This is a genomic window from Actinobaculum sp. 313 (genome assembly GCF_003073475.1).
GTDB lineage: Bacteria > Actinomycetota > Actinomycetes > Actinomycetales > Actinomycetaceae > Asp313.
On sequence record NZ_CP029033.1, the window covers coordinates 157,393 to 170,564 of the forward strand.

Here is a 13,172-nt window from a genome sequence, read left to right on the forward strand (position 1 = left end):
CCTTGTGATGCGGCGGCAAGCCTGCCGAACCGGCATGAACCAAGCTCTGCTTTTATGTGCATGAGCGGGCGAGTCGCTGGTCTGCCCTGCCAGGAGACGACGGCCGATTTGCCTCGTGCGCCTGAGCGCGCGTCGCCTCAGTTCGTCTACGTGAGGGGCGCTGGCCCAGCCGAATACGCCGACCAGACGCCCCTCACAACTCCCTCACGAGTGCTCCCTACCCGCACACCTAAAGAAGTGAACGATACAGTGCCTCAATATCCTCGCGCGTCGCTGGACGGGGATTGCCGGGCGTACACACATCAGCGAAGGCGTCGTCGGACAGCGCCGCGATTCCCGACTCATCCACACCGATCTCGCTAATCGTCGTCGGATTACCCAAATCGCGGGTCAACTGTGCCACCGCATTAACCGCAGCCGTGCGCGCATCCTCCAGCGGCATGGTCTGCGCGTCGTCGACGCCGAAGGCCTCTGCGATATCCCGATACTTCTCGCCGGTGTATTCCGCGTTGAAGGCCATCACCGGGGCGAGCAGGATTCCGTTGGCGACACCGTGCGGCGCGTTGTAACGTCCGCCAAGCGGGTGCGCCATTCCGTGTACCAGGCCGAGGCCGACGTTGGAGTACGCCATGCCATTGATATATGCGGCGAGGCCCATCTGCTCGACGGCGTCGGTATCCCCATCGGCTGCCTTTCGCAGATTCTTCGCAATCATTTGAATGGACCGCAGGCACAACGCATCCGAGAGTGCCCATGCCCCGGGCGTGATATACCCTTCGATCGCATGCGTCAGGGCATCCAGGCCGGTCGCCACCTTCAACGAGCGCGGCATACCGTCCATCAGGTCTGGGTCGACGACGGCGATCACCGGGATGTCGTGCGGATCCACGCAGACGAACTTGCGCTGCTTGGTCGTATCGGTGATGACATAGTTGATTGTCGTTTCCGAGGCGGTTCCGGCCGTTGTTGGCACACCGATAATCGGCACGCCCGGGTTCTTGGTGGGCGAGAGCCCCTCCAGTGAGAGCACGTCCTCGAATTCCGGGTTGGTGGCAATCACCGAGATCGCCTTGCACGTGTCTTGCGGACTTCCGCCACCCAGGCCGATGAGGATGTCAGCCCCGGAGGAACGGAAGGCAGCCAGACCCGCCTGTACTTTTTCTACGGGCGGGTTGGGAACGACGTCGGAGAACACCTCCCACGCGATTGAAGCCGCGTCGAGCAGATCGGTAATTCGGGCGACGGTTCCGTTTTCTGCCAGTACCGGATCTGTGACGATAAAGGCCTTGTTCAGGCCCCGACTGGCGATCTCGGCGGGGATATTTGAGATCGCGCCGCGACCGAAGTAACCGGTCTGATTGAAAATCATGCGGTAGGACATGGATACTCCTTTGCCATCGTCTGCCACACGGCCTTGACTCCATGCTGCCACGATCTCGGAGCGCAGCGGCGTCGCCTGGTTGCGACGCCGCACCGCAGGGCCGCGTCAGCCGCAGTAGGGTCTGTGCGGGCCGCCGTGGCACCCATGCCAGCCGCAACGAACCATGCCAGCCCGCAGCAACGAGCCACGTAAGCCCGCAACGAGCCACGTAAGCCCGCGACGAACCGCGTCAACTGCGTCCTCAATTGCTCGTGCATGTACGACGGCGCTGTGGCATCACTTTTCTTTGAAACTACATCGCACGCTTGGGAAGATCCAGGATCCAAGGTCCCGGACGGGATGCTGTGGTCCCGGACGGGATGCTGTGGTCCCGGACGGGATGCTGTAGCCCCGGAGGGGAGGCTGTAGCCCCGGAGGGGAGGCTGTGCGCGCTGCGACCGTTCCTGACGATGCCGCGATACTGAACCGCTGGCTTGCGAACGGAGCAAGGCAAGCAGGCCTGATAATGGTGCGATACTGACCCGCTGGCTTCCGAGCGTCACAAGGCAACCGCTAGCGTGCCCTCGCTCTTCGTACTGTTTTTGCTCTCCACGAATTCCGCCCAGGTACCCGTTGATCACGCACGCCGCTGGCAGTGCAAGATCGTTACCGCGTCACGCCACCATGCGCACGAGTTCACCGAGCATGGCTTTCCAGAAGGCGCGGGTTTCCTCCACAGCGTTCTCCGGCAGGTGTGAGTGCCGGACGATGACCCGGCTACGCGGCGTTCCGTCAGCCATGTCCGCCAGGGGCTTCAACGAAATACGGATACGTGAGCCGTCTGCGGCAAGAAAGTTTATACCCAAGCGTCCTTCACGTGCGCCCACCTCAAACTCGCAGTCCAGCCAGGCCCGGCGAAGATCGTCGTCGTCAAGCAATGGCCAGAGGGAAATGACATCACTGTGGACGGTGGCGGTAATGACGGCCGTGGTGGTGGGGTCGGCAACGGTGGGCGATACAGGCGCCTTCCGCTTGTGTTCGTAGTCAATGGCAACAGACTGCGCCCACCAGGCGTCGGCATCTTCTTTTCCACCCAACCAACGCACAATACGCTTATGATCCCAGTCGAAGGCGCCGGCTTCGTCCAAAGCATCAAACCACTCGCGGCGGCTACGCCCTGTTGCGCGCCGCAGCTGGGAATTACGCACCAGGTGGCGCTTGCCCACGTGCCGATAGTCCTTCGCCGAGGTCTTACCTCGTGCCACACGGTGTTCATTCGCCATGTCGGCCTCCCGCAGCTGTGCTAGTTTTCGGTCTATGTTCATTGTGCGGCCTGAACGATGTTTTTGGTAGCGATTTTCTGGAGCATCGTGACAGGTCCGGGACAGCCGCCGAACAGGGGCGTGATCGTGGAGCGACAGGGCAGGGCAAGAGGAGAACCAGGATCGGGATTACGGACAAACAGGGGGCCGGTTCGACAAGCGAGTGAAATCTTAGCGTGCTTGTCGGCATTCAGCGCTTAGCAAGCTGCCTCGCGACGGCGAAGAGTGTGCCCTACGATGGAAACAAGGAATCAGAAGTTGATCCGAAGGAGCTGACATGAGTGTCAAATCATTCGTTCTTGGCGGCATCGCGGGCTATGTACTGGGGGCCAAGGCGGGGCGTGAACGTTATGAACAGATCGTCAAATTCTCGTCCGGCGTGTGGAACTCCAAACCGGTGCGAAACAGTGTAACGAAGGCACAGGACGCAGCTACTACCGCCGTCGATTCCGTCAAAAGCCGTGTCAAGCACGATGATGCAGGCAGCGACGAGATCGACGTTCCAGCTGTCGACTTCTAACCGGGGTGCACGTCGCTGACCTTTCGCCGGTAGCTTTCGAGGTTCTCGACGTCGGCGGGGTGGTGGTAGCTGCAATACTGGGTGGAATGGTCGCCCGCGAGCGGCATTTCGATCTGGTGGGTTTTATGGCCCTCGCCATCATGGCTGCTCTCGGTGGCGGAATGCTCCGCGATGTATTGTTGCAACAAGGTCCACCCGTGGCCTTGACTAATCCGCATTATCTACGCGGCGCACTTGCCGGTGCCACCATCGCCTTTCTTCTGCGCTTGCGGGGTAAATGGTGGAATCGCCTCCTTGTTGTGGCGGACGCATTTGTGCTGGGTTCCTGGTCGGCTACCGGTGCCGTGAAAACCCTGGAGGCAGGACTGGGCATCGCTCCCGCAGTGATGCTAGGCGTGATAACCGCAGTTGGCGGGGGTATGATCCGCGATATTGCCGTTGGTCGTACCCCGCTATATTCGGCGGGAACACTCTTTACGCCACCTGCGCGCTCGTCGCTACAGTTCCCGCGATCCTTTTATGGAAGGCGGGGCACCCGTCGTTGGCCACGATTGCCGCAGCTGCTCTTGGCGGCGTGTTGTGTATCGCCGCGCGCTGGTTCAAATGGCGGCTGCCGCAGAATAACGATTACTCCGTTGCGACGTCATATGCACGCCTTAAAGCAGCAGCGGCGGATTATGCGCGGGCACGAGAACGTGCTGCCGCACATTCACGGCGCAGGAGGCGCGGGAAGCGGCGTGTGCGCAGGGGTGCGGCGTCGCCTACGAACGCAACTGCTACTGACAACGGGCCGCAAGAATGCTGACAGCCTACGAATGATGAGCCGTCAGAGCTAGAACACTGCAGGGCGGGTAAGGACGGCACCGGGCGGGTAGGGATGCCGCCGAGCGGAAGAAACCACACTGGCAATGCGGTCGGAATGACGACCAAAGAGGATGCGGAACTCTTCGGGGCGCCGTCGATCATTGGATGGAGCCCCGATGGCTCGACGAGGACCTCGCAACAGCGAGGACTTCGCTCTTACGCTGCCCTATTACTCCGCGCGACATTACTTTGCGACGAGACTATTCCGCGACGAGCGTTCGGCCTTGCGCGCGTACCGTCTGTTCCGCCAAGTCTGCCAACTGCTCGCCGGTCAAACCGGGCCATCCATGGACATCGTTCGCCCACTGGGCAGGTACTGCGCTTGCACCATGCGCGGCGCCAAGCAGCGCTCCGGCAACGGTGGCAATAGTGTCGGTATCGCTGCCGAGACGTACAGCCTGGATGATGCCCTCCCGGACGGCGTCCTCGCCCGCCAGGTCGCGGACGGACCATACCGCAGACCAGGCGCACTGCAACGCCACTACGGTAAAACCGTTGCGATGCGGGATGATATTGCCGCTTTCGGCATCATCCAAGGCCTTCTCCCAGTAGTCGCGAGACTCCGGAATCATCAAGTCAAACCCGGAACGGATATCGATCTGGCCGGTGGTTACCGCTACGCGAATCGCCTCACTCCAAAGAATGCAGGACTCGTCGACCAGTCGATCCCAATGCGTGAGTCTGGCGATCTCCTGTGCTGCCTGCGCGGTAAGTTCCCGTGATCCGAGGTAAGCAATGCCAACCGGAGCAGTTCGCATAAGAGCTCCATTTCCGGCGGCGCGCTCTGTGCCCTCGGAGTACTCGCGTGCGGCTTGATGAAGACGATCAGATACGTCGTTACGCCGCCCCAGTTCGGTGGCACGAGTGAGAACTGCGCGGGTCTGGGTGCCGACATCGGTAGCGCCATCCTGCAGCCAGCCGAGGAATTTCTCACCCACGCGATCTTCGGCTGCCGGAGTCAGAAGCGAGATACCGCTGGCCGCCACTTGTGCAATACAGACTGACATCTGCGTATCATCCGACCATTCGGCCGGGGCGTAGGGGCCGAGTCCTCCTCCTATCATCTCGGGATTCTCCGGGACGGCCGCGAATTCATAGGGAACGCCGAGTGCATCGCCGCAGGCGGCAGCTAGAAGGCACCCGCGTGCGCGATCAATGATCTCATCGGTGACTGCGATGGGCAGAGCTTGTCGCGGTTGTTCGGATGGCTGCGGAATCGACATGGCTTCTCCTCGTTGACGGCCGATGCAGTACACAAACATTCTACCGGAAAGCTACCCAGCCGCGTCTGACGTTATTGATCAAGCGGTGCCGACTCGACAATGCGCATGACCGCGCTGCGCATCGTCTCAACAATATTCGCCTCGTGCTCTTCAGACCACCGCGCCAGCGGCATGGAGCAGGAGATGGCATCGCGCACAGGGCTGGTGTAGGGCAGCGCGAAGGCCACACAGCGTAGGCCAAGCGTGTTCTCCTGCGCTTCACGCGCGTATCCCCGCTCCAGGGTGAGTGCCAGGTCAGCGGCGAGCTCGTCGGGATCTGCAATTGTGTATTCGGTGAGCCGCGGCAAGGTATTGGGAATGAGTTCGCTACGGTGGGCCAGGAGGGCCTTGCCCAGGGCGGTCGTTGAAGCCGGCAGACGACGGCCTACTCGGGAGTATGCGCGCTGCTCTCGGTGAGATTCCTGTGTGAACAGATAGACGACTTGCGAGTTATCGATACGTCCCAGATGGAAAGTCTCGCCCAGTGTGGCGGCGAGGTCGGCCAGGATTGGCCGCACCACACGCACGTAGGGGTCTGAGTCGATATATGCAGTACCGGTGGTCAGAACGCGTATTCCCAAGGAATAGCCGTCGCTGGAATCGTTTTGTACCCAGCCGAGTGAAATAAGCGTGCGTAGAAGTGCATACACGGAGGAGCGAGGTGCGTCCAAGGCCTGGCATATCTCGCTCAGCCGAGGTGGCCGAGCCTGACGGGACGCAAGGAATTCAAGAAGCTCGACCGTTCGGCCGGCAGATTTAACACTGCGGACGCCGGTCTCCGCCACGGAGGTCGTCTTGCTCATGATGCTCCTTGCCGTCCCGGAAGTGTGGCGGGACGCTACTCGACATATGCAAATGCACGCTGGCGCCGAAACTTGTGAAACTCGGACCCTGGGGCAACAGGCGCAGCGGGCGCAAACTCCGGCGAAGACCAGTCTATCTATATATGTAGACAGATGGCAGAGGAACGCGAAAGCGGGGCGGCGTGGTGTGCGTGGTTGTGACGGGAAGTCGTTGACCGCTCGCATCCTCGGTGATGCTTGGTGTGGTCGCGGCAGCATTGGTGGAAGGGGATGCAAGCCGTCCGGAGACTCTTCGGTGTTCCGATGCTGTCGAGGGCTATTGGTGGAAAGGGTTCTCTCAACTATCCATCTTTGTGATGAAACACACTATAACAAGGACGAAAGTCTCTATACGCGGACGATCTGTTTAGTATTTAATACTAGATGAGTTCATATGTAGACAAAAGTCTACGAAAAGCGGTCGGAGTGATCGCTTCTTGAACTTCCGCACGGCGGACAGAAGAACAAGGAATAACAATGACGTTCAAACCTCATGGCATCATCCCGGCGCTAGTCACGCCGCTGGACAAGGATGGCGAACTCCTTGAACAGGGACTACGCGATGTTCTCGACTACACGATCAGCAACGGCGTCCATGGCGTATTTGTGCTTGGCTCTTCCGGTGAGATATATGGGTTGTCCGATGCGCAGAAGCGCCGCGTTGTTGAGATAACCGTAGAACACGTAAACGGACGAGTGCCCATCTACGCGGGCGCTTCGGAAATAACCACGCGCGATTGCATCAAGACGGCTCATATGGCGGAGGAGCTCGGGGGCGTTTCGGCATTGTCCGTTCTAACACCCTACTTCATGACACCAACCCAGTCCGAGTTGATCGACCACTACAAGGCCATCGCCGCAGAAACCGATCTGCCAATTCTGCTCTATTCAAACCCCGGCCGCACCCAGGTTCCGCTCGCCTTGAACACGGTGCTCGAACTTGCTCAGGTCCCGAATATTGTTGGTGTGAAGGACTCGGCAGGAAATATGACGTTGACTGCCGACTATCTGCGCGAAGTTCCGGAGGACTTCGCGGTGATCATGGGGCGCGATACGTTGATCTATCCGGCGCTGCGTATGGGCGCCGTCGGCGCCATTGCCTCGACGGCGAATATTGCGCCGCGCCTGCTCTCGGCGCTGTACAACGCATACATTGCCGGCGATGACGCCCGCGCCCTAGAACTGCAACAGCGACTCTCCCCGCTGCGCAACCTCGTTGACAAGGCCACCTTCCCAGTGGTCCTCAAGGAAGGATTGCGTTGCGCAGGTGTGGAGGCGGGTTACTGTTTTGCACCCGCACGCGAGCTCGCGCCCGAATACCGCGGGCTGCTGCAAAAGGCTGTCGACGACGCAGTCAACTTCTGATCGGGGTAGACCCGATTCGCACATCAGTCCGGCGGCTCAAGTGTCGAGTGCATTGACGCAGTCTCGCACACAGCAGTCGCTGGCCAGACAACAATCAGGAGACTACATTGCCTCTCGTAATTCTTGCTGCTGGCATCGCACTGCTGCTAGTGCTGATGCTGGTATTCAAACTCAACGGATTTATTGCCCTGATCCTGGTGTCCATCGCCGTCGGGCTAATGCAGGGAATGCCCTTTGTGAGCGTCGACAGTTCGGCTGATGCCATCGTGGCCGCGGTTGCCGATGGCGCACGCAATTCGTTCGCCAATATCCCAGATGTCGAGACCGTCCAGAAACCAACAGCTGTCATGAGCGCCATCGTCGACGGCGTGGGTGGTCAAGTTGACGATCTGATCCTCATCCTCGGTTTCGGTGCCATGCTGGGTGTTCTTATGGCGGATATGGGTGCTGCTAACCGGCTGGCAAGCTCGTTGATCAACAGCTTCGGCATTAAGCGTGCCCAGCTGGCGATCGTCATTGTCGCCTTCCTCGTCGGCGTCGTCCTCTTCTGGGAGACCGCCTGGGTGATCCTTATCCCCATCGTGTTCGCTGTAGCGCGGCAACAGAAGTTGCCGGTTATGTGGTTGGCTATACCACTGGCTATTGCCCTCTCAACCATGCATTCCTTCTTGCCTCCGCATCCTGGTCCGACGGCGGTTGCGGGCCAGTACGACGCATCGATCGGAAAAACGTTGCTGTACGGCCTAATCATCGCCATTCCGATTGGGATGGTGGTTGCGCTCATATGGCCGCGCCTGAGTTTCGTCAAGAAGGTTACCGCTAACGTGCCCGAAGGTCTGGTCAGTGAAAAGGAATTCACGGACGAAACCATGCCGAGTTTCGGTGTATCCCTGGGAATCACCGCCCTTCCGGTGGTCCTCATTGCCGGTAGTGCCATTCTGGAGTTGACGCTGCCGGAAGGCAACATGGCCGTCAAGATCTTCGGTGCGATTGGCGATGCACCGGTTGCATTGCTTATCGGACTGCTCTCAGCACTGCTGTACTTCCGCCTCGGCCGTCGTATCTCGATGGACACCCTAATGGACTCATGCAGTAAATCGATTAAGTCGATTGCCATGATCATCTTCATCATCGGTGCGGGTGGCGCATTCAAGCAGGTCCTTCAGGCCGGCGGTATTTCTGATTACATCGGTGACCTCACGAATAACTGGGACGTGTCGCCGATTATCTTGGCGTGGGGCATTGCCGCCCTGATGCGTATCGCCCTCGGCTCCGCATCGGTGGCTGTTCTAGCCGCAGCCGGGATTGCGGCACCGCTCGTCGAGGCAGGTGGCGTTAGCCCGGAGGTCATGGTGCTGGCCACCGCCTGTGGCTCTGTTATTGCATCCCATGTGAACGATCCGGGCTTCTGGATGTTCAAGGAATTCCTCGGCCTATCGGTGGGTGACACCTTGAAGGTACGCACCACCTACACCACGGTGTTGGCCATTCTCGGCCTGGGCGGTTGCCTGCTGCTCGGAGCATTTATTACATCCTGAACTAGGGGCTCCGTTCGGGTTATCGAGCGCGGCTAGATTAGCGGACGGAGCTCAGGGAGAAGATCATGAAAATACCAACGATTGTGAAGGCGGATGTGTACCCCGTGGCAGGGCACGACTCCATGCTGTTGAACCTGGCCGGAGCACATCAGCCGTATTTCACACGTAACATCGTTGTTCTTGAGGATTCGGAAGGGCGCCGTGGTATCGGCGAGGTGCCAGGCGCCGAGCGCATTACGGGTGCGATCCAGGACGGTTTCAACGCCGTCGTCGGGCGGCCGGTAACGGGATATAAACACATTCTGCGTGAAGTCACCCGGGAAATGGCCGGGCGTGACGATGCAGATATCTTCTGGACCTTTGAACGTACTGCCATACATGCGGTAACCGCCATCGAAACCGCGCTACTGGACTTATTTGGCCAGTTTGCAGGGCTGCCGGTGGCAGAACTACTTGGCGATGGGCAGCAGCGCGACGAAGTCCGTGTGCTCGGCTACCTGTTCTACGTGGCCGATTCCAGCTCGACCGGGATGGACTATCTGCATGAGCCCGACGGCGACTGCGAGTGGTATCGCATTCGCCACGAAGAGGCAATGACCACCGAAGCTATCGTCAAACAGGCCGAGGCGGCTCAAGCCAAGTACGGGTTCAAGGATTTCAAGCTCAAGGGTGGCGTGCTGGAACCGGAACGCGAGGTCGATGCGGTTAGGGCATTGAAGAAACGGTTTCCAGATGCGCGCATCACCCTGGATCCCAACGGATGCTGGTCGGTGGCACAGGCAGTAGAGCTGTGCCGGGATCTACTCGGCGTACTGACCTACGCGGAAGATCCCTGCGGACCGGAAGAAGGTTTTTCCGGGCGGGAAGCACTGGGAGAGTTCCGGCGGCTTACCGGGATGCCGACGGCCACCAATATGGTGGCCACTACGTGGCGGGAGATGGCATCGACGCTGCTTTTGCAGGCCGTCTCCATTCCATTGGCCGATCCGCATTTCTGGACCATGCAGGGATCCGTGCGTGTAGCCCAACTGTGCCACGACATGGGCTTGACCTGGGGTTGCCACTCCAACAATCATTTCGACATCTCGCTGGCAATGGCCGCGCATTGCGGTGCGGCGGCTCCTGGCGAATACAACGCATTGGACACGCATTGGATCTGGCAGGAGGGCACTGAGCGTCTGACCAGCAAGCCTTTGCAAATGATTGACGGGAAGGTGCGCCTGCCCGATGCGCCCGGCCTCGGGATTGCCCCGGATATGGAGCAAATCTTGGCGGCACACGAACTATACAAGGAGAAGGTGCAGGGAACGGGGGCGCGTGACGATGCCATCGGCATGCGCTGCTTCATTCCCGACTGGACCTTCGATCCCAAGCGTCCTTCCATGGTTCGGTAGTAGAACCGGTGTGGAAGGTAGTAACCGACGATCACATAAGGAGTAGCAAAGTATGAAGATCGGATTCATTGGACTCGGCATTATGGGCCGTCCTATGGCGAAAAACCTCGTCAAGGCCGGGCACGAACTCTACGTGAACGACCGAAATGAGGAAACCGTTGCCGATCTTGTGGCGCAGGGTGCAACAGCTGCGGCCAATGCCAAGGAGGCGGCGGAGCAGGCTGAGCTCGTCATCACGATGCTGCCGAACTCGCCGCATGTCAAGAGTGTGGCCTTGGGTGAAGGCGGCATTATCGAGGGTGCGCACGAGGGATTGGTATACGTGGATATGTCATCCATTGCTCCGCTTGTATCCCGCGAAGTGCATGACGTACTGGCGGAGAAGGGGATCCCCATGCTGGACGCTCCTGTTTCTGGCGGTGAGCCCAAGGCCATTGATGGCACCATGTCGGTGATGGTCGGCGGAGACAAGGCCGTATTCGACCAGGTTGCTCCGGTACTGGACGCTATGGCCGGCGATGTGACCTACGTGGGCGAAATCGGTGCCGGCAATATCGCCAAACTGGCCAACCAGACCATCGTCGCCGTCAATATCGCGGCCTGTGCAGAAGCCTTCACTCTCGCACAGAAGGCGGGAGTTGATCCGGAAGCTGTGTACAAGGCCATTCGTGGCGGTTTAGCCGGATCAACCGTGATGGATGCGAAGGTCCCGATGATGCTGGAGCGGAACTTCAAGCCGGGCTTCCGCATCAACCTGCATATCAAGGATCTCGGCAACGTCTTAGACACGGGGCACGGGGTCGATGCTCCGCTTCCGCTGACCTCGCTGGTGCGCGAAATGATGAGCGTGCTCGACGGCGACGGTCACGCCGATGAGGATCATTCCTCCCTGGTCAAGGTGTACGAGAAGTTGGCCAATATCGAGCTGAAGCCCGGGCAGCCCGAAGCCTGAACCGAGTACTAACCGGCGGTGCGGGTCGGCATCTGTGTGCTGGATGACCGCGCATAGATACAGCCAGCAACTCGACGCGTCGGCCGCATCGGAAGGTCGTCGGTTGCCGCGCTGGCATGGGCAGTAGCCACCAACCGCCATTCCGCGCCGACAAACTGCGAGGAGCATGGGCGGAGTCGGTAGGCGCGTAGTGCACCGCGCCGCCGGAATGACTCGAGAACACAGTGTTTCTCAAACGCCGCGCTACATCGTGCGCTGCTCGGGGCACGGTGTCAGGCCGGGCGGACGCCCAACGGCACTGTTTGGCACTGTGTCTCCCAACACCGCAAACCTCTTAACCACTTGAAACCCCTCAATTAGAGAAAGGACGACGATGTCCGTCCCAACAGTTGCAAAAGTCGATGTGTACCCCATAGCAGGCCGTGACTGCATGGAACTCAACCTGTCCGGAGCACATGGCCCGTACTTCACCCGCAATATCGTCATCATTGAAGATTCGTCCGGCAATGTCGGCGTCGGCGAAGTACCCGGTGGCGAGAAGATCACTCGCACCATTGAGGACGCCAAGCCACTTGTACTCGGGCGCTCGCTGGCCGAGTACAAGAACATTCTCGGCGAGGTTCAGGCCAAGTTCGCCGACCGCGACGTCGGCGGGCGTGGCCTACAGACCTTTGACCTGCGGACCACGGTGCACGCCGTAACCTGTATCGAAGCGGCTCTGCTCGACCTGCTGGGTCAATATCTGGGCGTTCCGGTTGCCGCCCTGCTGGGTGACGGCCAGGTACGTGACAAGGTGAAGACCCTCGGTTACCTGTTCTACGTCGGCGACCCGGATAAGACGAATCTGGAATACGTGCGCGAGAAGGACTCCGACGTCGACTGGTACCGGCTACGCCACGAGGAGGCGCTGACACCGGAAGCGATTGTGGCCTTTGCCGAGGCGACCGAGAAAAAGTACGGCTTCAAAGACTTCAAGCTCAAGGGCGGTGTGCTCGAAGGCAAGGAGGAGATGAAGGCTATCCTCGCCCTGAAAGAGCGCTTCCCGGATGCCCGCATCACCCTGGACCCGAACGGTGCCTGGTCCCTGAAGGAAGCCATCGAGCTCTGTAAGGACAAGGTGGGAATTCTCGCCTATGCGGAAGATCCGTGCGGCGCGGAGGAAGGCTTCTCGGGCCGGGAAATCTTGGCCGAGTTCCGCCGGGCCACCGGGCTGCCCACCGCGACCAACATGGTGGATACCGACTGGCGGCAGATGACGCATTCCATCGCTCTGCAGTCGGTGAGTATCCCGCTGGCCGACCCGCATTTCTGGACCATGCAGGGGTCAGTCCGGGTAGCGCAGTTGTGCCACGACATGGGTATGACGTGGGGGTGCCACTCCAACAACCACTTCGATGTGTCGCTGGCAATGATTGCCCACTGTGGTGCTGCGGCACCGGGTGAATATAACGCCTTGGACACCCACTGGATCTGGCAGGAGGGCCTGGAGCGCCTGACCAAGGATCCGCTGCAGATCGAGGGTGGCACGGTGACGATCCCGTCGAAGCCCGGCCTGGGTATCGAGCCGGATATGGATCAGATCCTGGCGGCTAACGAGCTGTACAAGGAGAAGGTTGAAGGATCGGGTGCACGTGACGATTCAATCGGCATGCAGTTCCTCATCCCCGGGTGGACCTTCGACAATAAGAAGCCAGCGCTGGTCCGCTGAGGCACAGGTCGGCCTCGAGGCGGTTGGGAAGGTAACTGCGACAAC

11 protein-coding genes are annotated in these 13,172 nt (G+C 59.8%); 7 read left to right on the plus strand and 4 right to left on the minus strand.

The window, feature by feature from the left end:
* Window positions 1–229 precede the first annotated feature (229 nt).
* Together fucO and DDD63_RS00620 are read right to left on the minus strand one after the other, a co-directional pair.
* Entirely contained in the window at window positions 230–1,381 is a 1,152-nt protein-coding gene (gene fucO, locus DDD63_RS00615) for a lactaldehyde reductase (protein ID WP_108714749.1), read from the minus strand.
* A 653-nt stretch (window positions 1,382–2,034) separates the two neighbouring features.
* Window positions 2,035–2,685 carry a hypothetical protein gene (locus DDD63_RS00620; RefSeq protein ID WP_125482379.1) on the minus strand — a complete coding sequence of 217 codons (651 nt, stop codon included), beginning with the start codon at window positions 2,683–2,685 and terminating at the stop codon, window positions 2,035–2,037.
* A gap of 274 nt (window positions 2,686–2,959) precedes the next feature.
* On the opposite strand from DDD63_RS00620, the gene DDD63_RS00625 reads away from it, so the two are divergent.
* Together DDD63_RS00625 and DDD63_RS00630 are read left to right on the plus strand one after the other, a co-directional pair.
* Window positions 2,960–3,202 carry a hypothetical protein gene (locus tag DDD63_RS00625; RefSeq protein ID WP_108714751.1) on the plus strand — a complete coding sequence of 81 codons (243 nt, stop codon included), beginning with the start codon at window positions 2,960–2,962 and terminating at the stop codon, window positions 3,200–3,202.
* Between the two features lie 5 nt (window positions 3,203–3,207).
* On the plus strand, window positions 3,208–4,038 hold the full coding sequence (locus DDD63_RS00630) for a TRIC cation channel family protein (protein ID WP_240611305.1): 831 nt from the start codon (window positions 3,208–3,210) through the stop codon (window positions 4,036–4,038).
* 228 nt (window positions 4,039–4,266) lie between these two features.
* Here the strand turns inward: DDD63_RS00630 and DDD63_RS00635 are convergent, their stop codons facing one another.
* Together DDD63_RS00635 and DDD63_RS00640 are read right to left on the minus strand one after the other, a co-directional pair.
* Window positions 4,267–5,289, minus strand: a complete 1,023-nt coding sequence (locus tag DDD63_RS00635) for an ADP-ribosylglycohydrolase family protein (RefSeq protein WP_108714752.1) — start codon at window positions 5,287–5,289, stop codon at window positions 4,267–4,269.
* Window positions 5,290–5,360: 71 nt separating this feature from the next.
* Window positions 5,361–6,131, minus strand: a complete 771-nt coding sequence (locus DDD63_RS00640) for an IclR family transcriptional regulator (protein ID WP_108714753.1) — start codon at window positions 6,129–6,131, stop codon at window positions 5,361–5,363.
* A gap of 516 nt (window positions 6,132–6,647) precedes the next feature.
* Here DDD63_RS00640 and dapA point away from each other — a divergent pair.
* The 5 genes from dapA (at window position 6,648) to DDD63_RS00665 (ending at window position 13,127) form a co-directional block, all read left to right on the plus strand.
* Complete coding sequence (dapA, locus tag DDD63_RS00645) at window positions 6,648–7,535, plus strand: 4-hydroxy-tetrahydrodipicolinate synthase (RefSeq protein ID WP_108714754.1); 888 nt, start codon at window positions 6,648–6,650, stop codon at window positions 7,533–7,535.
* Between the two features lie 107 nt (window positions 7,536–7,642).
* The gene (locus DDD63_RS00650) at window positions 7,643–9,073 is read left to right on the plus strand and encodes a gluconate:H+ symporter (RefSeq protein WP_108714755.1); all 1,431 of its coding nucleotides are present in this window, start codon (window positions 7,643–7,645) and stop codon (window positions 9,071–9,073) included.
* 65 nt (window positions 9,074–9,138) lie between these two features.
* On the plus strand, window positions 9,139–10,467 hold the full coding sequence (locus DDD63_RS00655) for an enolase C-terminal domain-like protein (RefSeq protein ID WP_108714756.1): 1,329 nt from the start codon (window positions 9,139–9,141) through the stop codon (window positions 10,465–10,467).
* 52 nt (window positions 10,468–10,519) lie between these two features.
* Window positions 10,520–11,419 carry a 2-hydroxy-3-oxopropionate reductase gene (garR, locus tag DDD63_RS00660; protein ID WP_108714757.1) on the plus strand — a complete coding sequence of 300 codons (900 nt, stop codon included), beginning with the start codon at window positions 10,520–10,522 and terminating at the stop codon, window positions 11,417–11,419.
* 373 nt (window positions 11,420–11,792) lie between these two features.
* Entirely contained in the window at window positions 11,793–13,127 is a 1,335-nt protein-coding gene (locus DDD63_RS00665; RefSeq protein ID WP_108714758.1) for an enolase C-terminal domain-like protein, read from the plus strand.
* Window positions 13,128–13,172: the final 45 nt, after the last annotated feature.